Annotated in this window: 20 protein-coding genes; 6 read left to right on the top strand and 14 right to left on the bottom strand. The window is 55.5% G+C overall.

Annotation, left to right across the window (positions count from 1 at the left end):
• The first annotated feature begins 248 nt into the window (after window positions 1-248).
• The 3 genes from FHI25_RS12380 (at window position 249) to FHI25_RS12370 (ending at window position 2,664) form a co-directional block, all read left to right on the top strand.
• Entirely contained in the window at window positions 249-1,100 is an 852-nt protein-coding gene (locus FHI25_RS12380; RefSeq protein ID WP_210518120.1) for an alpha/beta hydrolase, read from the top strand.
• Window positions 1,101-1,228: 128 nt separating this feature from the next.
• The gene (locus FHI25_RS12375; protein ID WP_210518118.1) at window positions 1,229-2,170 is read left to right on the top strand and encodes an ornithine cyclodeaminase family protein; all 942 of its coding nucleotides are present in this window, start codon (window positions 1,229-1,231) and stop codon (window positions 2,168-2,170) included.
• Window positions 2,167-2,664, top strand: coding sequence for a thioesterase family protein (locus tag FHI25_RS12370; protein ID WP_063086916.1), 498 nt, complete (start codon window positions 2,167-2,169; stop codon window positions 2,662-2,664). Before FHI25_RS12375 ends, FHI25_RS12370 begins: the two co-directional genes overlap by 4 nt.
• Before the next feature lie 69 nt (window positions 2,665-2,733).
• On the opposite strand, the gene FHI25_RS12365 is transcribed toward FHI25_RS12370, so the two are convergent.
• Window positions 2,734-3,243 carry a GNAT family N-acetyltransferase gene (locus FHI25_RS12365; RefSeq protein ID WP_210518116.1) on the bottom strand — a complete coding sequence of 170 codons (510 nt, stop codon included), beginning with the start codon at window positions 3,241-3,243 and terminating at the stop codon, window positions 2,734-2,736.
• A gap of 100 nt (window positions 3,244-3,343) precedes the next feature.
• On the opposite strand from FHI25_RS12365, the gene FHI25_RS12360 reads away from it, so the two are divergent.
• Window positions 3,344-4,576, top strand: a complete 1,233-nt coding sequence (locus tag FHI25_RS12360; protein WP_210518114.1) for a bifunctional alpha/beta hydrolase/OsmC family protein — start codon at window positions 3,344-3,346, stop codon at window positions 4,574-4,576.
• A gap of 81 nt (window positions 4,577-4,657) precedes the next feature.
• Here the strand turns inward: FHI25_RS12360 and FHI25_RS12355 are convergent, their stop codons facing one another.
• The 10 genes from FHI25_RS12355 to FHI25_RS12310 all read right to left on the bottom strand — a co-directional run bounded on the left by FHI25_RS12355 (window position 4,658) and on the right by FHI25_RS12310 (window position 15,109).
• Window positions 4,658-5,005 (bottom strand): RidA family protein, encoded by a 348-nt coding sequence (locus FHI25_RS12355; protein ID WP_210518112.1) that lies wholly within the window; start codon window positions 5,003-5,005, stop codon window positions 4,658-4,660.
• A gap of 46 nt (window positions 5,006-5,051) precedes the next feature.
• Complete coding sequence (locus FHI25_RS12350; protein WP_210518110.1) at window positions 5,052-6,338, bottom strand: ArgE/DapE family deacylase; 1,287 nt, start codon at window positions 6,336-6,338, stop codon at window positions 5,052-5,054.
• A gap of 32 nt (window positions 6,339-6,370) precedes the next feature.
• Window positions 6,371-7,516: an FAD-binding oxidoreductase gene (locus FHI25_RS12345; RefSeq protein ID WP_210518107.1), complete on the bottom strand. Its 1,146-nt coding sequence runs from the start codon at window positions 7,514-7,516 to the stop codon at window positions 6,371-6,373.
• Window positions 7,517-7,527: 11 nt separating this feature from the next.
• Window positions 7,528-8,571, bottom strand: coding sequence for a histone deacetylase family protein (locus tag FHI25_RS12340; RefSeq protein ID WP_210518105.1), 1,044 nt, complete (start codon window positions 8,569-8,571; stop codon window positions 7,528-7,530).
• A gap of 56 nt (window positions 8,572-8,627) precedes the next feature.
• Complete coding sequence (locus FHI25_RS12335; RefSeq protein WP_210518103.1) at window positions 8,628-9,557, bottom strand: 3-keto-5-aminohexanoate cleavage protein; 930 nt, start codon at window positions 9,555-9,557, stop codon at window positions 8,628-8,630.
• Window positions 9,554-10,930, bottom strand: a complete 1,377-nt coding sequence (locus tag FHI25_RS12330; protein ID WP_210518101.1) for an aspartate aminotransferase family protein — start codon at window positions 10,928-10,930, stop codon at window positions 9,554-9,556. Before FHI25_RS12330 ends, FHI25_RS12335 begins: the two co-directional genes overlap by 4 nt.
• Before the next feature lie 29 nt (window positions 10,931-10,959).
• Entirely contained in the window at window positions 10,960-12,057 is a 1,098-nt protein-coding gene (locus FHI25_RS12325; protein ID WP_210518100.1) for an ABC transporter ATP-binding protein, read from the bottom strand.
• Between the two features lie 105 nt (window positions 12,058-12,162).
• Window positions 12,163-13,317, bottom strand: coding sequence for an extracellular solute-binding protein (locus FHI25_RS12320; RefSeq protein WP_210518098.1), 1,155 nt, complete (start codon window positions 13,315-13,317; stop codon window positions 12,163-12,165).
• Between the two features lie 107 nt (window positions 13,318-13,424).
• Window positions 13,425-14,225 (bottom strand): ABC transporter permease, encoded by an 801-nt coding sequence (locus FHI25_RS12315; protein ID WP_210518095.1) that lies wholly within the window; start codon window positions 14,223-14,225, stop codon window positions 13,425-13,427.
• Between the two features lie 11 nt (window positions 14,226-14,236).
• Window positions 14,237-15,109 (bottom strand): ABC transporter permease, encoded by an 873-nt coding sequence (locus FHI25_RS12310; protein ID WP_008891863.1) that lies wholly within the window; start codon window positions 15,107-15,109, stop codon window positions 14,237-14,239.
• Between the two features lie 172 nt (window positions 15,110-15,281).
• Here FHI25_RS12310 and FHI25_RS12305 point away from each other — a divergent pair, with 172 nt between their 5' ends.
• Window positions 15,282-16,226: a LysR family transcriptional regulator gene (locus FHI25_RS12305; RefSeq protein ID WP_129542731.1), complete on the top strand. Its 945-nt coding sequence runs from the start codon at window positions 15,282-15,284 to the stop codon at window positions 16,224-16,226.
• Between the two features lie 96 nt (window positions 16,227-16,322).
• On the top strand, window positions 16,323-16,574 hold the full coding sequence (moaD, locus tag FHI25_RS12300; RefSeq protein ID WP_063086927.1) for a molybdopterin converting factor subunit 1: 252 nt from the start codon (window positions 16,323-16,325) through the stop codon (window positions 16,572-16,574).
• A 69-nt stretch (window positions 16,575-16,643) separates the two neighbouring features.
• Here the strand turns inward: moaD and choV are convergent, their stop codons facing one another.
• The 3 genes from choV to FHI25_RS12285 form a co-directional block, all read right to left on the bottom strand.
• Window positions 16,644-17,840, bottom strand: a complete 1,197-nt coding sequence (gene choV / locus FHI25_RS12295; protein ID WP_210518092.1) for a choline ABC transporter ATP-binding protein — start codon at window positions 17,838-17,840, stop codon at window positions 16,644-16,646.
• A 2-nt stretch (window positions 17,841-17,842) separates the two neighbouring features.
• Window positions 17,843-18,691 carry a choline ABC transporter permease subunit gene (gene choW / locus FHI25_RS12290; protein ID WP_008891859.1) on the bottom strand — a complete coding sequence of 283 codons (849 nt, stop codon included), beginning with the start codon at window positions 18,689-18,691 and terminating at the stop codon, window positions 17,843-17,845.
• 114 nt (window positions 18,692-18,805) lie between these two features.
• Window positions 18,806-19,765, bottom strand: coding sequence for a choline ABC transporter substrate-binding protein (locus tag FHI25_RS12285; protein WP_210518089.1), 960 nt, complete (start codon window positions 19,763-19,765; stop codon window positions 18,806-18,808).
• Window position 19,766 lies beyond the last annotated feature (1 nt).

The raw sequence follows: 19,766 nt of genomic DNA, 5'->3' as shown, positions 1-19,766 counted from the left end.
GTCGCAAGCGGTTCAAAAGCCACACATTCGAGCCGTTAAAAGTCTCCCTGCAAGGGACTGGTCAAGGATTGGGGCCATGATTGGGTTTAACGCCTGGTCATGGCTCTTTTTTTTGCGGCAGCGATCGGTAAGCGTTGGTGAGTTCGGTTAAAAGCACCATCTATTTTGCGAAGTGTTTGCAAACAATCCGAAATTAAAGAAAGATTGAACCGGGCGAGATCGTTTTCACCGATAACAATGAGGTTCCGATGGCTTGGGGCGGTTTCACAGCAGCAGAGCTTGAATGGCAATATAATCCGCGCGAAACCGTGCCGGACTTCATGACCCATTTTGAACGGTTCGTGAAACTGTCCGATGAAACCCGTGCCCAGCTTGGCGGCAAGATTGATGTGCGCTTTGGCGACGGGCCCAAGGAAACCATGGATGTGTTTATGGCATCCGATCCGGGCGCACCGGTGCATGTGTTTTTCCATGGTGGTTATTGGCGCAGTCAGGACAAAAAGGATTATGCCTTTGTCGCGCGCGATCTGGTGGCGGCTGGCTTTACGGTCATCTGCCCGAATTATGATCTGTGCCCGGATGTAACCGTGGCCGACATCACCGAAGAAGCCGTGCGCGCGATTGCCTATATCTATCAGCATATCGAAGAATTTAACGGCGACCGTGACCGGATTTCGATTTCGGGCCACTCGGCGGGTGGTCAGATCGTCGCCCGACTTGCCACCCATGATTGGGCCGAAACGCTTGGCGATGCGATGCCGTTTGAGGCCATTGTGCCGATTTCCGGTGTTTTTGATCTTGAACCGATCCGGCACACGACGATCAATGACGATGTCCGCCTTGACGAAGCGTCAGCTGCCGACAATTCACCGATGCTTGATGGTGTGCCGCTTGATGCCCGTTTGATGGTGGTCGTCGGCGGTAATGAAAGCCCGGAATTTGTCCGCCAAAGCGATGCCTATGGCGCTTATTGTGGCAGTGCCGGGCTCAAGGTTTCGGTCTATAAGGCATGGGGTGCCAACCACTTTACCGTGCTTGAAGAAGTGTTCCTTGGCACCGGATCCCTGTTTGGCACGCTCAAACGGTTTTTGTTGCCGTAAATTCCCCCGGAAAATCTCATAAAACAGCATAAAAAACTGCTGGTCTTCCTGTGACGTATGGACTGCGACGTGGTATAAAATATGACCGCTACCGCACTGAAAACAAAAATGCTTATACAGGAAGGCCCATGCGTTTCATTACTGCCGAAGATATCGAAAAATTCGTCTCGCCCCGTGATCTGGTCGAAGCCCTTCGCGACGGGTTTGAACAGGGCTGCGAAGCACCGCTGCGCAGTCATTTCAACATGGAACGCAGTAACGAGGATGACGCAACCTTCCTGATCATGCCGGCCTGGCAAAAGGATGGTGCAGCCGGTGTTAAAATCGCCGCCGTCGTGCCGGGGAATTCGGCGCGTAATCTTCCGGCTGTTTCGGGTACTTATGTTTTGCTCGATGCCGTTACCGGCCAGCCATCCGCCGTCATTGATGGCACCAAACTGACCACGCGCCGTACGGCCGCAGCGTCCGCGCTGGCCTGTGACTATTTGGCGCGCAAGGATGCCAGCGACATGGTGATGGTCGGATCAGGTGCGATGGCCCCCCAATTGATCAAGGCGCATGCATCGGTTCGCCCGATCAAGAATGTCACCATCTGGAACCGCAATCCCGAAAAGGCGGCAAAACTCGCCGCCGAGATTGCCGAGCTCGGCTTTAACGCCAAGGGCACGGATGATCTGGAAGCGGCATGCAAGACGGCCGATCTGATTTCATGCGCAACCCTTTCGACCGAGCCATTGGTGCATGGCGACTGGCTGCGCGAAGGAACCCACGTTGATCTGGTCGGCGCGTTCAAGCCAACCATGCGTGAAACCGATGATGCGGTCATGCAGAAATGCCGCATCTATGTCGATAGCTTCGAAGGGGCGAGTGCCGAAGGCGGCGACGTCGTTCAGGCGATTGATTCAGGGGCGATTTCCAAATCCGACATCATCGGCGATCTGTTCGGCCTGACCCGCGGGCAGGTCAAGGGCCGTGAAAGCGATAGCGAATGCACCGTATTCAAATCGGTTGGTCATTCGCTTGAAGATTTCGTCGCGGCGGTCGCGGTTGTGAAGGCCGTCGAAAAATGATCAGCACCGATCTGTTTGCACCAGAACCGCTTGAAGCCTTTCGCGGGCATATCAAACCCGAATGGATTGATTTTAACGGCCATATGAATGTCGGCTATTACGTGGTGGCATTCGATCTGGGATCGATGGCGTTTCTTGATGCAGTGGGGATGGGATATAGCTATCCCGAACGGCGCGGCGGATCGACCTTCGGGCTTGAAATGCATGTGACCTATGATCGCGAAATTCATCAGGATGATCCGTATGTCATCCATACCCGGGTTCTGGATTGCGATCAGAAACGCATTCACATGTATCATGAAATGCGCCATGGCACTGAAGGCTGGCTGGCCGCGACCAATGAAATCATCACCATGCATATCAATATGAAGGAACGGCGTTCGGCCCCGTTCCCCGATGACATCATGGAAACACTGAACAAGATCAAGGACGCGCATGCCAATTTACCAATCCCGTCCGGGGTTGGTCGCAAGATCGGCATTCGCCGCAAATAATCAAAAACCCTGCATCATAAGATCGCGGGGTTTTGTTTTGGTGCGCTGGATTGGGCTCAGGGGCAGGACCTATGGTCGGGTTGCCATATAAAGCCTGCACATCTCGCCCGACTGATTGACATCCTGATCGCGCAGATAAGTCAGGCCAAGCTTTTCAAGCATCCGAACAGACGCGACATTGTCTGGCAGGCAATAGCCATAAATCTTGTCAAACCTGTAGTGATGCCAGCCATGATTGATCAGTGCCGAACTGACTTCATAGGCATAACCCTTGCCCTGATACGTCTCGGTCACGGCATAGCCGATATCAGGGGCATCAAGCGTGTCACGCTTTACAAAGCCGATCAGGCCAATCGGGCTTTGGCTGTGTTTTTCAAGTGCAACGCACATCCCAAAGCCAAGCTTGTCATAGTTTTCGCGAAAACGCAGATCGATATAATCCCGCGCCGCCTGAAGGTCATGAATGTTACGATCGCCGATAAACCGAAGCCATCCGGGCTCATTTAGCAGCTGAAGAATGAACGGGGCGTCGTCATGTGTGGCTTCTCGCAAAATTGTGCGTTCGGTTTGAACGATCATCACTGAACTGTCCGTGTTACGGTGGCATCAAGAAGGATATTATCGGGGACTATCTGAAATAGCAGTATGATTTCACCCCTCAAAGGTCAGGAGAATGACAATGCCCGGAAAACCGATCAAGGTGACATTTGAAGGGGCCCATGGTGCCGAACTGGCCGCACGGCTGGACCTGCCAACCGGGCCGGTCAAGGCCTATGCGCTGTTTGCGCATTGTTTTACCTGTACCAAGGATCTGATTGCTGCCCGCAAAATTGCCGAGGCGCTGACGATTGAGGGCATCGGTGTCCTGCGGTTTGACTTCACCGGCTTGGGTGGGTCGGGCGGTGATTTCGCCTCGACCAACTTTACATCCAACCTTGATGACCTTGAACGTGCGGCTGATTTCCTGCGTGACGCGTTCGAGGCCCCGAAACTTCTGATCGGACATTCACTTGGTGGCGCGGCGGTTCTGGCGGTGGCTGATCGCATCAAGGAGGCAACAGCGGTTGCAACCATCGGCGCACCGGCAGATGTCCATCACGTGACCCATAACTTTGCCGATCATCTTGATGAAATCCGTGATAAGGGCGAGGCCGAAGTTTGCCTTGGCGGGCGGCCGTTTGTCATTCGCAAGCAGTTTGTCGATGACCTTGGTGGATATGATCTGCCCGCACAGGTGGCAAAGATGAAAAAGGCGCTTCTGGTCTTGCATGCGCCGCTTGATCAGACTGTCGGGATTGAAAATGCTGGCAAGATTTTTGATGCGGCCAAGCATCCCAAAAGCTTTGTCTCGCTTGATCAGGCAGACCATTTGCTGAGCGATCCTGATGATGCGCAGTACGCCGCATCCGTGATTGCCGCATGGGCAAAACGATATCTGCCGGCAGGCAAATCGGCAAAACCGGATATCGGCGAAGGTGTGATTGTCCGTGAAACCGGCCTTGGCAAGTTCCAGTCGATGGTCATGGCAGGCAAGCACCGCCTGCTGGCCGATGAACCGGAAAAGGTCGGGGGGCTTGATAGTGGACCGTCGCCCTATGATTATCTGTCAACGGCTCTTGGCAGTTGCACGGTGATGACGATCCGGATGTATGCCGATCACAAGGGGATCCCGATTGATTCCATTCGTGCTGAAGTCCTGCATCAAAAAGTTCATGCCGATGATTGCGCGGAATGCGGCGAACAGCATTCGGAAAAGGGCGGCAAGATCGACCGGTTCGAACGCATCATCCGGTTCACCGGCGATCTGGATGACGCCACCCGTCAACGCCTGATCGAAATTGCCGATAAATGCCCGGTACACAGAACGCTTGAGGCGACATCACTGATCGTCACGCGCGAAGACCGGGTATAGCCCGACAGATTGCCGATGAAACAAAAAAACGCCTGACCGGTTTCCCGTGTCAGGCGTTTTTTAAATTGGTGCCAAAGTGACCTACGGCTTGGCCGCAATCACAATGAACTCAACCAGATAATCCGGGGTGGCAAGCTTTGCTTCGCCGCAGGCACGACCCGGGGTGTGACCCTGCGGGACCCATGCATCCCAAACGGCGTTCATTGCCGCAAAGTCTTTCATGTCGGCAAGCCAGACGGTGGTCGACAGGATGTGTTCTTTGCTAGAGCCGCATTCGGCCAGAAGCGCATCAACCTTTTCAAGGCATTCCTTGGTCTGGTTGGTGATGTCGCTATCGGGGTTACCAACCTGGCCGGCCAGATAGATGGTGTTGCCATGGACAACGGCCTGGCTCATACGCGGGCCGGTGTGAAGACGCTGGATACTCATGAAACGCTCCTTGTTAAAGCATTGGATATATTATTCGAATTGAGATTTAGGTATCACGCTTTTGTACGCCGCACCAGTCGGCAATGAACAGGGCAAGAACCTCGGTGACTTCCATCATCGATGCAATCGAAACCCGTTCGTCAATCCCGTGAATACGTTCGGCCTTCGGGCCGTAACAGGTGGCCGGGATATTGCCATAAATCTGGAAAAAGCGCGCATCGGTTGTCGCGGTCGAGGCAAGATTTCTGATCTCCTTGCCGGTGACTTCCTGATGAATGTCGCCAATGATCGACATCATCGGATGATTGATATCCATCTCGCAACCCTCGGCCTGAAAACCGCGATATGTGATCTCGATCTTGGCCCCCTTGCAAGCCGGGTGGTTATCAAGCGCACTTTGTTTGACGGCCTCAATGGTTTCGCGCACCTTTTCAAGCTCCATCCCCGGATAGAAACCAACGCGGATATCAGCGGTGCAAACCGGCGGCACGGTCGATGCCCATTCGCCGCCTTCAATCTTGCCCAGATTGAAGTTCACCGGATGGACATGCGCACCAAAGGCTGCGTGACGATGCGTTGGGTGGTTCCAGATTTCCTCGACTTCCTTCAAGGTTTCAAAGAAACCGAAGGCAGACTCAATCGCGTTGCTACCAGCCGAGGTATCGAGAACGTGCGCCGGGCTGCCCGATACATGGATCTGAAACCACATGACACCAAGCTGGGCCGTCATCAGGGTCTGGTTGAACGGTTCGGGAATGATGGCACAATCGGCCTTGTACCCGGCATGCAGGCAGGCAAGCGCCCCATTGCCGGTACATTCTTCCTCGATCACCGATTGCAGAGTAACCGGGGCAGCCGGTTCTAGGCCGATATCGTGCAGCGCCTGAAGCGCCTGGCAATAGGCAATGATACCGGCTTTCATATCGCCAGCACCGCGACCGTAAATCCAGTCATCCGCGACATGCGGGGTGAAGGGGCCGTGGCGCCATTGTTCCGCCGGGCCAGTCGGCACGACATCCATATGACCATTCAGGATAAGGCTGCGTCCCGTCGGGTTTTTCGGGCGATGCAGGCCAACGACGTTTTCACGCCCGTCATAGCCGTCAATCACCGGCGGCGAAAAGCCCGGCTGATCGCGTAAGGCGCTGATATCAATCTTGACCCGTTCAACACCCAGCCCCATCGCAGCAAACTTGTCGGCAATCCAACCTTGCGCAGATGCCTCATTGCCAAGCAGGCTGTCATGACGCACAAGCGCGCACAAATCATCAATCGCACTTTGGGTGCGCTTTGATACAGCTTCACGCAAGGCTGCACGGTCAAATTGGCTCATTGGTCTTTCTCCTGATCGGGCGATGCCGATGATTACTTGCCGCTAACAAGGGTGGGGCGGGTGGCCGAAAGCGCATCTGTGGTAATGCCAAGCTTTTCCATCTGCGGCGGGACGCCCTTGCCCGTGATGATGCTTGCCGCATATTCACCCATTGCCGGTGCGGTCTGGATGCCATAACCGCCTTGGCCCGCCAGCCAATAGAAACTGTCATCAGCCGGATCAAAGCTTGATACCGGATCACCATCGGCAAAGAAGCTGCGCAACCCGGCCCAGCTTTCACCCGGACGGCGGACCTCGATGCTGGTGGCGGTCATCAGGCGATCAATGGTAATCGCGATATCAAGTTCTTCGGGCTGGACATCATGCGGTTCGGTCGGCGTGGTATCGGCCGGGGACACCAGCAGGCGACCGGCATCTTCCTTGAAATAAAGTGTTTCATCGAGGCTTGCGACCAGTGGCCAGCCATGCGGCTTTACGTCGGCTGGCACATCGACCATCACCGCCGTGCGGCGTTTGGGCACGATGCCAAGCGGCTTGATCCCGGCCTTGGTGGCGATGTCATCAGCCCAGGCACCAGCGGCATTGACCACGATATCAGCGCCATAAACGTCACCTTTGGCCAGTGTGACCTGCCATTTCCCATCTGCCTTGCCGATTGCGGTGACATCGGCCTTGGTGATAACCGTGCCGCCCAGTGCCTTGAACTGGCGGATAAAGCCCCAGTGAAGCGCATGCACGTCAATATCCATGGCATCTGGTTCATAGGCTGCCTTGGCTACCCGGTCGGTATGAATGACGGGCACAATTTCCTTAAGTTCATCGGGCGTCAGTTCAACAAAGTTCGCACCATTCGCGCGACCCTCGGTCAGGATGGCATCAAGTTCGGCCTCTTCGCCGGGGGCGGCGGTCATGATGATGCCGCGCGGGGTCAGGATCGGGTTTTCGGTAAACCCGTCTGGCGGGGTGATGAAGAAAGCCCGGCTGGCGGTCGACATCTTGCGGATGATCTTCGGGCCATATGTCTCGCTATATAGGGCTGCTGACCGGCCGGTGCTGTGATAGCCCGGCTGGTCTTCACGTTCGAGAACCGTGACGGATTTACCCGCCTTGGCCAAAAAGAATGCAGCTGACATTCCGGCGATGCCGCCGCCGATGATCAGGATGTCCGAATGTGTCATGTGGGGCCTTCTTAAATCGGGTTTGTTTTGGTGGTCGCGCCAAAGCCGCTGATAAATTGATAAAGGTTTTCTGCAAGTGTTTCACTAACATAACCACCTTCCTGCACCAGAACGGTCGGGCAGGAAAGAGTGCCAATTTTTTCGCCCATCCGGGCAAAACCATCGGGACTGACCGTCAATCCGCCAAACGGATCATCGCGTGATGCATCAAGGCCAAGCGCAATGACAACCGCATCCGCACCGAAATCATCAATCTTGGTCAGTGCCCGGTCAAGCGCGTCAAGGAACACCGCATCACCACTGCCAAGGGGCAGGGGCTGATTATGGTTAAAGCCAAGCCCGTCCTGTGCGCCAGCTTCCTCGGCATGGCCCCAATAGAACGGATAAAAATCCAGCGGATCAGCATGGATCGACAGGGTCATGACATCAGACCGGTCATAGAAAATATGCTGTGTCCCGTTGCCATGATGCAAATCGACATCAAGGATCGCCACTCGGTCATATTTCGCACGCAGTTCCTCGGCTGCAATCGCACTGTTGTTCAGGTAACAAAACCCCCCGGCGATATTGCCACTGGCATGGTGTCCCGGCGGACGGCAAAGGGCATAGGCGGTATTAGCACCCTGATCACGCACATGGCGGGCGGCCGCAATTGCGGTTTGCGCACTGGCATAGGCCGAATGCCAAGTGGTGCGTGATACCGGGCAGGACGTATCGCCAAGATGAAAGCCGGCCTTGCCGGCCGGATGGCGCGGGTAGGGGCCGTTGCGATCAAACGGGTGGATGTTTGGAATGACCTGTTCTGCACCCCCGACATCCTGCCATTCATCATGAATGGTCTGAAGGAAGTTCAGATATTGCGCATCGTGAATGGCGGCAATCGGGGCCAGCCCGGCGTCACTGGGGGCATGAAGATCAAGCCCCAGACGCCCGACCGCACCGCGCAGGATTTCTGCGCGTTCGGGGACTTCGGGGATCGGCTTTTTCTCGCCCGCGACAATGAATGTCTTGCCGTGATGGCGAAGCTGATCGTCTGAGAAATAGGCATGCATCATCTCTGCCGCCTTTCACATGATGTGGTCAAACGGTGGTGGCTTTGTGGGTCCTGCGGTCAGAAGGCGACCTTGTCGCCGCCTTTCAGACCCAGGATCGCGCGCGCCTCGTCCGGGGTTGCGATTTCAAGCGACAACCCGTCAAGCACCTCGCGGATTTTGCGCACTTGCGATGCGTTGTCCGGCGCAAGTTCGCCCTTTTTGATATACAGGTTGTCTTCAAGCCCGACCCGCACATTGCCGCCCATTGCAGCCGACATGCTGCCAAGCGGCATCTGATGGCGCCCGGCACCCAGAACAGAAAACTGGTACTGATCGCCAAACAGCTTGTCAGCGGTGCGTTTCAGATGCGCCAGGTTATCGGGATCGGCGCCAATGCCGCCCAGAACACCCAACACGAACTGAATGAAGATCGGCCCCTTGATCAGGCCGCGGTCCACGAAATGCGCCAGGGTATAAAGGTGCCCGACGTCATAGCATTCAAATTCGAACCGGGTGCCATTGGCGTCGCCCAAATCGGCCAGAATGGTTTCGATGTCGGAAAACGTGTTCTTGAAAACAAAGTCGCGGCTGCTTTCAAGGAATTCCGGTTCCCAGTCATGTTTCCATTCGGTGCGTCCGGCAAGGGCCGGGAACAGACCGAAATTCATCGTGCCCATGTTAAGCGACGCCATTTCCGGTGCGGCTTCACGTGCGGCCCGGATGCGGTCACGAACATTCATGTTCATGCCGCCACCGGTCGAAATATTGATCACTGCATTGGTTGCCGCCTTGATCTTTGGCAGGAACTGCATGAACACGTCCGGATCCGGGCTTGGATAACCGGTTTTGGGATCACGCGCATGCAGGTGCAGGATCGATGCCCCCGCATTGGCGGCATCAATCGCCTGCTTTGCGATTTCATCGGGTGTGACCGGCAAATGCGGGCTCATGGACGGGGTATGAACCGATCCGGTAATCGCACAGGTGATGATGACTTTGCGGCTCATGCGAAGGCTCCTGCGCTCACGAGTTCGTCTTGCAGTTCGCTCAATGCCTTGCGCAGCGGCACAAGGATATCGGCAAACTGTTCCTTGGTGATGGTCATTGGCGGGCAGACCATGACATGATCGCCGCGATACCCGCCGCGTGTGCGGCGCCAGTAAATGATCAGGCCCATGTCATAGGCGATATCAACCAGTCGCGCTGCCGCCATATGTTTGGGATCAAGTGGTTCCATGCTGTCGCGGTCCTTGACCAGTTCAACCGCCAGCAACAATCCCTTGCCGCGCACATCGCCGATCATCGCGAAATCATCGGCAAGTTTGGTCAATTCATCCTTGAGTGCCGCACCATTGGTCGCCGCATTTTCAAGCAGATTGTCCTCTTCAATCACATCAAGGACGCCATTGCCCGCCGCACAGGCCAACGGATTCCCGGCATAGGTATAGCCATGAATAAACCCGCCATGATCAAGAACCGGACCCACGATCCGATCCGGTGCGATCATCGCACCAAGCGGCGCATAACCTGCGGCCAATCCCTTGGACACGGCAAGAATATCGGGCACGATACCCCAATGCTCGGCGGCGAAATACTTGCCGGTACGACCGGCCCCCGTCATGACCTCGTCATAGATCAGAAGAATGCCGTATTGATCGCAGATCTCGCGAATGCGGCCATAATAGCTGTCGGGGGCGACAAGCGCGCCGGTGGCCGCCCCACCAACAGGTTCCATGATGAAACCAAGAACGGTTTCCGGGCCCTGTTTGATGATTTCGGCTTCCAGCATGTTGGCATATTTGATGCCACGCTCATGATCGCTCAGATCATCACGATCCAGATAACAGGTCGGGGCGGGAATTTTCGGCTGATCGACCATCATCGGTGCAAAGGGCGCATGCATCGGCGTATAGCCGGTGATGGCAAGCGCACCCAGGGTCGCACCATGGTAACTCGGAAAACGTGAAATGATTTTTGTGCGCTGTGCCTGGCCCTTGGCCAGTGCATATTGACGGGCAAGCTTGATGCAGCTTTCAACCGCCTCCGACCCGCCAGAAACAAAGAACACGCGCTCAAGATCGCCCGGTGCGCGGTCGGCAAGGCGGATCGCAAGGTCTTCGGCCGCGTCATTTTCGAAATGCAGGCGATAGGCGAAGCTGGCCTTTTCAAGCTGCTTGGTCATGGCGGCGATCACGCGCGGGTCGCTATGGCCGATATTGCTGACCATGGCGCCGCTGGACGCATCGATATAACGTTTGCCATCGACATCCCACATATAAACGCCTTCTGATCGTTCGATCAGTGGGCGACGGGACCGGCTTTGATAAAACAGACGGGATTCCCGGTTATGTCCGACGGGGCTTTTGGGATCATGCGTCATTCTGGTGGCTCTCCTGAACCGGCGGAGGATTAATCCTGATGGCCGGGTAACAACACACAATTACGGGCCGCGATATGCATGAAGATATCGGCCCCTTCCTTATGGGGGTGGGCATCAATCGGGTTGATGACCTGCCAGTCGCGGCCATTGGCCTCGACAAAGTAACGGGCCTGTTGGCCCAGATAGTCAACGGTTTTGACCTTGCCGGGGATCGAAATCACGCCATCGGTGGCGCGGTTTTCTTCGGAAAGGTCAATTTTCTCGGCCCGGATCACGGCACGAACGTCTTTTGAATTCTTTGCCTTGGCGGTCTGCTCGTCCGTGGTCAGCAATGTCTCCCCGCTTTCAAGTGCCACTTGGGTAAAGGCCGCGTCGGGGCTTCCAAGGTTGGCTTGAATGATATTGGAATGACCAAGGAAGTCGGCAACAAAGGCCGATGCCGGATTGTTGTAAACTTCTTCGGGTGCGCCTTCCTGTTCGACAAAGCCATTATTCATGACAACCAGCTTGTCGGACATGGCAAGGGCCTCGGACTGGTCATGGGTGACGAACACGGTGGCAACACCCAGTTCGCGCTGGATGCGTTTCAGTTCCACACGCATTTCTTCGCGCAGGTTTGCATCAAGGGCTGAAAGCGGTTCATCAAGCAGCAACACATCCGGCTCAATCACAATCGCACGCGCGAGCGCAATGCGCTGCTGCTGGCCACCGGAAAGCTGATTGGGATAGCGGTCGGCGACATGGGGCAATTGCACAAGATCAAGCGCCTTGTTGACCTTCTCTGCAATGTCGGACTTCGACACTTTGCGGTATTTCAGGCCAAAGGCGATGTTGTCAAAGATCGTCTTGTGCGGGAACAGGGCATAGTTCTGAAACACAAGGCCAAGATTGCGCTTGTGAATCGGTAGGCTGTTGACCCGTTTCCCGCGGATCAGAAGATCCCCCTCGGTAATATCGGTCAGACCCGCAATCATGCGCAGCGTCGTTGTCTTGCCACAGCCCGACGGACCGAGGAAAGTTACAAAGCTGTTGTCCGGGACGGTCAAATCAATGCGTTTGACGGCGGTGAATTCACCAAACCGTTTAACGACATTGTGCAGTTCAACAGCGTTTTGTCTGTCTGCCATTGTTAAATACCCTGTCTGAATTGCGCCGCACCCGACATAAGGCGGCAAGTCTGTCCTGGCCGGTTGTGCGCGGCCAGGACACAGTTTCAGGCAAGCAGGCGGGGCTTAGTAGCCGCGCTGCACACGCGAGAACGTTTTCGACCAGTCGGCTTCGTTTTCGTTCCAGTATGCCGGATCAAAGAAGCTAAGCGACGACAGTGTTCCACTCGGATCAAATGCCGGCAGGGTCGGGATGACCTCGCCCAGTTCGATCTTCTGCGGATCAAGGGCCGGCGGATAGCTCTGACCTTCGGCAACGGCAATCGCCACTTCCGGCTCCAGCATGAAGTTCAGAAGTTCTTCACAGGCCGCCATCGGGCTGCCACGCAGCACAAACAGGCATTCCTGCCAACCAAGGCCACCGGCCGGATCAAGATAACCAATGTCATGGCCCTGATCCTGCAGCGCCTTGATGCGGCCAGACCAGCCTTCGGTGACATAGATTTCTTCTTCGGCCAGAAGGCTCATCAGTTCCGCCCCCGAAGACCAGTATTTCAGCGCAAGGTCGCGGTGCGCACGGACCATGTCCCAAACGGCATCGATATCCTGAATGTTGTTCGGGTCCTGATCAGATTGCAGTGCGCCATACCAGATGCGGGTTTTCCATTCGCCCCAGCCGCCGATTTTGCCTTTATAGGCTTCATCAACCATCAGCTTGGCACCCTTGGCCTTGGCTTCATCGTCGCTGATATATTTGCGGTTATAGGCAATGCCAGTGGTGCCGTAATCATACGGAACCGCCGAAATCGTGCCGCCCGTGATCTTGCGCAGGGGCTCGACCAAGGTCGGGATGACGTTTTTCAGGTTCGGAATGTTGTCTTCATTGAGTTCGGACGTCAGTTCCAGACCATGATACCGCGCATAGTCAAACACACCTGACAGGTGGGCGAGGTTGAATTCGCCCGGCTGGCTGGCCTTGACGCGGGCAATATATTCGTCCGCACCGCCAAAGGTGCCCGATACGACTTCGATGCCGGTTTTCTTGGTGTAGGGCGCGAAGGCATATTTTTCGAATGCCTCGGAAACAACGCCACCCCAACCGTCAAAGCGGACCTGTTCCGGGGTTGCGGCCATCGCCTTTTTGGCCAGCATGCCCATCGGGCCGCCGGTGACCCCGGCAACAACGCCGGCCGCACCCAGTGCAGTCAGGAAAGTACGGCGGTTGATATCGCCGTCGCGATAGCGATTAAGTAGGCGTTCATAACGTTTGGTATCGTCCATTTAAGGCCTCCTGATAAAACGATATATCCGTTGATCGGTCTTGTTGTTGGTCGTTGTATTTTTGGTGTTGTTCTTGGTTTTGGCGGTTGTCCGCATTGTGCAAAAAGTTATTTCGATGCGCCCACCTTGCGCATGGCCATGACCCGCGCAATCGATGCCGCCACCAGCGGCAGGGCAATGGTGAAGATCACCATCACAGCACCAAGCGCGTTGATTTCCGGGCTGATCGAGTTGCGCAGCATGGCAAAGATCTGCGTCGGGACGGTTTCAACGCCGCCCGGCTTCCAGAACAGGGTGCCGGTGATGTCATCAAACGAAATGGTAAAGGCAAACAGCATCCCGGCCATGACGGCTGGCAACATCAGGGGCAGGGTCACTTCAAAGAAAGTCTGCACAGGTGTCGCGCCAAGGCTCATGGCGGCTTCTTCAACGTCACGGCGGATGGAGACAAGCCGCGCCTGAACCACCAGAACCACGAAGGGCAGGGTAAAGACCACATGGCCCATCAACAGAAGCCCGAAGCTTTTTGGCATCGACAGGAACTGCAGGAATAGCAGGAGCGCCACAGCCAGAACGACTTCCGGGATCAGGATTGGGGCAACCAGAAGGGTCGAAATGGTCCGTTTCCCGGGGAAATCGTATCTGACCATGGCAAGGGCTGCGAGGGTGCCAAGCGTTGTCGAAATGGCGGCTGTCAGCGCACCAAGCAAAAGCGACGTCTTGAACGCCCGCACAATCGCATCATTGTCCCAAAGCGCTTCAAACCAGCGGAGCGAAAAGCCTTCGATCGGGAAGCTGCCGAACTGGTTGGCATTGAACGCCAACAGGATGACAACCGCCACCGGCGCAAACAGGAACAGATAGACAAGGATCGTGGCAATTCGGATTACGGACCAACCGGACATCATTTGCTGCTCCCTTACTTAAAGCTCTTGGCGATCTGATCGATGCCGAGATAGCGGGTGTAAATGACGACCAGTGCGCCCAGAAGGGCCAGCAGCACGAGCGAAAGCGCTGAGCCAAGCGGCCAGTTGAGCTGTGTCACGATGGCTTCGAACACAAGGTTGGCAAACATCGCATCGCGCGGCCCGCCAAGAACAATCGGGGTGATATAGGTGCCCGCCGCCAGAACGAAGCACAGCAGTGATCCCGCCGCCAAACCGGGCATGGACAGCGGCAATGTCACTTCGCGGAAGGCTTGGAAACCGGTACAGCCAAGGCTTTGGGCGGCTTCGGTCAGGTTCTTGTCGATGCCATCAAGGCTGACATAGACATTCAAAATCATGAAGGGCAGCAGATAGTGCACAAGGCCCAGAACCACGGTCTGCTGGTTATACAGCATCTGGATCGGGTCATCGATGATGCCGATTGATATCAAAAGGGTATTAAGTGCCCCCGATGTGCCCAGAATGTTGATCCACGACATCGTTCTGATGATGTAACTGATCCAGAATGGCAGCATCAGCAACAGCAACAGGAATGCCTTGGATTTCATCCGCGTATTGGCAACGAAATAGGCCGGGATATAGCCGACAAACGCGCAAATAACCGTGGTGTAAAAGGCAATCAAAAGGGTCTGGAACAGGATGTCGCGATAAAACCGGTCGCCCAGAACTTCAATCCAGTTATCGAGATAAAAGCCGACCTGATCCGCACCGGTCGCGGTGCGCAACCAGAATGAATAAACGACAATGAACAGCATTGGCACAATCAGCAGCAGGCTGATGGTTGCCAGTGATGGTGATAGCAGTACCCACGGAGTCCTGCGGGCTCCGGCGACATCTGCGGCCATTTGTGCCTCCCGTTATTGTCTGCGGTCAGTGCCGCACCCGGTTATTTGGCCGTGAAGAAATTTGTTGGAGGCATTCCAACCCAGACTTGCACATAGCGCAAATAGATAAGTAGAATAGATCTCATAGCCATTATCTATGTGTGGTCCCGGAAATGTCGGAAAGGTCAGCAGAATGAACGAGTTAATGCGTCGGCAGTTCGACTGGAACCTGCTGCACACCTTTACTGTTATTGTTGAGGAACGCTCGATCACCGGGGCGGCCAACCGGTTATTGCTGCGCCAGCCCAGTGTCAGTAACGCGCTCAAACGCCTTGAAGATCAGATTGGCGCGCGCCTGATTGACCGTGAACGCGGCCGGTTTGAAGTGACCGAACAGGGATTGGCGCTTTATCACGAATGCCGCGAAATTTGCGGTGCCATCGGCCGATTGTCTGATGTGATGTCTGATAGTGGCAATCAGCTGACCGGGCATTTGCATATGTGGCTGGCCAGTCATGTGGTGTTTCCGCCACTTGATGATGCCCTGTTTGAATTCAATCGGGCTCATCCCGAAGTCACCTATGAAATCGATGTTGCGACCTCGGTCAATGTCGTTGATCAGGTGCTGTCACAGCAGGCCAGCTTTGGCATCTGTCTGGTCAAGGAACGCCATCCCAGACTGGAATATCGCCGTTTGTATCGCGAACATTTCGGCTTTTTCTGCGGCCCGACCCATCATCTGTTCGGTCAAAAGGACCTGACCCTTGCCGATCTGCGCCGCGAGGCATTTGTGTCCTTTGCGACCGACCAGCTCAGTGATGCACTGGCCCCGGTCGCGGTCCTGCGTGCGCAGGAAGGGATGAAGGGCAAGGTCGTTGCCGTCAGCCCGCACCTTGAAGAAGTCCGTCGCCTGATCAATGCCGGGCTTGGCATCGGGCCACTGCCGATCCACGTCGTGCAAAGTGCGACCGATCGTGGGCAGCTTTGGCGCCTGCCGCCCTATATTGATCCGCCGGCGATTGATATTTATCTGGTAACCAACCCGCGCATGTCACTGAGCCGTGCGGAACGGTTCTTTATCGAAAACCTGACTGCGCGGCTGGATGCGGCACCGGACGGCTATTTTGTCTATCCATAAGGCGTAAATTCGTCAGATCACGCCATTGGGACTTGCCACCGGGCAGGGACTTGCGCAAGCATGCGGGCAAATTGAAGTTTGTTGTCAGGAATAAACATGAAGCTGATCTATTTTTCGTGGGTCAAGGACCGCATCGGCATGGCGGAAGAGGCCATTGACCTTCCCGATACCGTCAAAACGGTTGCCGACCTGCTGGCATGGCTGCCCGGTCGCGGAGAAAACTTTGCCAATGCCCTGGCTGATCCCGCGATCATTCGCGTCGCGGTCGATCAGGAATATGCCACACCCGACACCGACGTCACCAAGGCGACCGAGATTGCGCTGTTCCCGCCGGTCACAGGCGGGTAATTCACTCTTCATACAAAAGGGCGCCCTGGTTCCAGGGCGCCCTTTTAATCATCATACTATTTGATCAGCTTAATCCGCCACAGACGCCGTCTGGGTCAAACTGTCAAAGAACTCCTTGCGGCCCAGCGTGCCGGTCACCTTGCCATCACGGGTCAGGATGACCGGGTTTTGGGTGATCGATCGCATCTCGATCAGATCCTTCAGCAGCACATCCTCCTGCGCGACGAAGACAATCGAGTTGTCGGTCGCGTCCAGTTGATCGGGCAGGGTGCCGTCATAATTGATCAGCTTAAGCTCGCCGCGTTCGCCATTATTGGCCGAGCGGACAACGCCATCCCGCAGGGTGACGCGGATATTGGCATCTTCGAGCAGGAACTCGGTATTGCCGGATTTCTGATCGCTATCAAGGCGATGCATGATCGCCCGTCCACGCAGGATATTGACCGGGTTCATATGTGCCACAAAGTCCGCAACATATTCGTTGGCCGGGCGGAGCGCGATGTCTTCTGGCGTGCCGTGTTGCACAACATAACCACCTTCCATGATGGCAATCGAATTGCCGAGTTTCATGGCTTCGTCAAGGTCGTGGCTGACAAACAGGATGGTTTTATTGAGCTTCTCCTGAAGGTCCAGCAACTCGTCCTGCAGACGGTTACGGATCAGCGGATCAAGGGCCGAGAACGGCTCGTCCATCAGAAGGATCGGGGCATCGGTGGCAAAGGCACGCGCCAGACCAACACGCTGCTGCATGCCGCCGGACAGTTCATGGGCATATTTGTTTGCCCATTTATCCAGTCCAACGAGCGCCAGCTTTTCACGCACGATCTCACGACGTTCCGCCGCACCCATACCGCCCAGTTCAAGGCCAAAGCCGACATTGTCTTCAACTGTTCGCCACGGGAACAGGGCGAATTGCTGGAAGACCATGGCGACACATTCGCGACGCAACTTGCGCAGGGTGGCGCCGTCACATTTGGTGACGTCTTCCATCCAATCGCCATCACGTACCCGAAGCGAACCACGTGATACAGCGTTAAGCCCATTCACGCAGCGCAGAAGCGATGATTTGCCTGAACCGGACAGGCCCATCAGGACGCATATCTCACCCTGAGGCACATTGAAGGTCACATCGGCGACACCAAGGACATTGTTGGTGGCAGCAGCGATCTCTTCGCGGGTTTTACCTTCGTCCAGCAGTTTCAAGGATTCTGCCTGACGATTACCAAAGATCACGTCGATATTTTCGAATTCAACAGCATTGCTCATGATCACTGCCCCGACTTTTCTTTGTGGTCACGACGGCAGATACGGTCCAGCACGATGGCCAGAATCACAATTGCCAGACCGGCTTCAAAGCCTTGCGCGATATTCACCGTATTTAGCGCACGCACGACCGGCTTACCAAGGCCGTCTGCCCCAACAAGGGCTGCAATCACCACCATCGAAAGCGACAGCATGATGCACTGGGTCAGGCCCGCCATGATCGATGGCATCGCCGATGGCAGTTCAACCTTGAACAGCAACTGGCGCGGCGTGCAGCCGAAGCTTTCCCCGGCTTCCAGAAGGGATTTCGGCGTGTTGGAAATGCCAAGATGGGTAAGGCGGATCGGGGCGGCAATCGCAAAGATCACGGTCGAAATAAGACCGGGAACGACACCCAGACCAAACAGGATCAGGGTCGGGATCAGATACACGAATGTCGGGATCGTCTGCATCAGATCAAGGACCGGGCGCATCGCCTGATGCAGCCACGGGCGGTGGGCGGATGCCACGCCAAGCGGCACACCGATCAACATGCAAAACAGCGTCGCATAGATCACCAGTGCCAGCGTTTCCATGGTTTCTTCCCAATAGCCAAGATTGACCACCAGCAGAAGCGACAGAACCGTAAACGCCGTCAGTTTCCATGATTTGTGCAAGACAGCCGCAAGCGCGCCAAAGACCGCAATGATCAAAAGAGCAGGCAGCCACACCAGAAAATCGATGGTATTTTCAATAATGAATTCGAGAACATCCGAAACGGTATAGAAAACGAAATCGGCATGTTCGTTCAGCGCATCCATCAGGGACGATATCCACTGTCCCAGCGGAATCTTCGTTTCCGTGAGCCATTCCATGCGAAAAAATCCGTTCAATGAGAATTAAGAAAAATACATCCGATGCGCCCGCATCGGCCGGAAGCCACAAATGGAAACCAGTGGCGGGCGCATCGGTAAAATCAATCGCGGTGCTTAAAGACCAAGACCGGATTTCAGGGCTGCTTTGGCATCGCCACCGTCAAAGGTGGTCACACCGTCAAGCCATGCATAAGCTGCATCCGGGTTGGTTTTAAGCCATGCGGTTGCTGCTTCTGCCGGATCGGTCCCTTCGTTCAGGATCGCGTCCATGATTTCGTTTTCCATGGCGAGGCTGAATTTCAGGTTGGTCACGAATTTACCCGCATTCGGGCATTCGTCGGTGTAACCGGCGCGCAGGTTGGTGTGAACAGTTGCACCGCCAAAGTTCGGTCCAAAGACGTCATCGCCACCATCAAGATAGGCCATGTCGTATTTTGCATTCATCGGATGGGGTTCCCAACCGAGGAAGACGATGAACTGATCGCGCGATGATTTGCGGCTCACTTCTGCCAGCATGCCCTGTTCGGAGGACTCAACAAGTTCGAACTCACCCAGATCGAACTGGTTGCTGTCGATCATGTCCTGGATAAGACGGTTGCCGTCATTGCCCGGCTCAATGCCATAAATCTCGCCATCGAGCTGATCCTTGAACTTGGCAATGTCGGCAAAGTCCTTAAGACCCGCATCAAAGGCGTTCTGGGTGACCGCAAGGGTGTATTTCGCACCTTCAAGGTTTGCACCGGTCGACACGACGGTGCCTTTATCAAGGTAGGGCTGAATATCGGCTGCCATGGTCGGCATCCAGTTGCCGAGAAAGACGTCAACGTCGCCATTGGCAAGGCTCGTGTAGGTGACCGGTACCGACAGCAATTCGGTTTCGGCATCATAACCGAGTGCTTCGAGGATAACGGACGCAGTCGCCGTGGTTGCGGTGATGTCGGTCCAGCCCACATCAGAGAAAGTCACGGTTTTGCAGGCATCGCTATCGGCTGCTTTGGCAGCAGTGGCACCCAGCAGGGTGGTCGCAATAATGGTGCTGCCAAGAAGGCGGCCGAACGTGGAAAGATTGGTCATG

Origin of the sequence: Thalassospira sp. ER-Se-21-Dark, assembly GCF_017922435.1 — a bacterium.
GTDB lineage: Bacteria > Pseudomonadota > Alphaproteobacteria > Rhodospirillales > Thalassospiraceae > Thalassospira.
The sequence above is the reverse complement of the archived record's forward strand: the minus strand, read 5'-3'. Positions and strand labels throughout refer to the sequence as shown.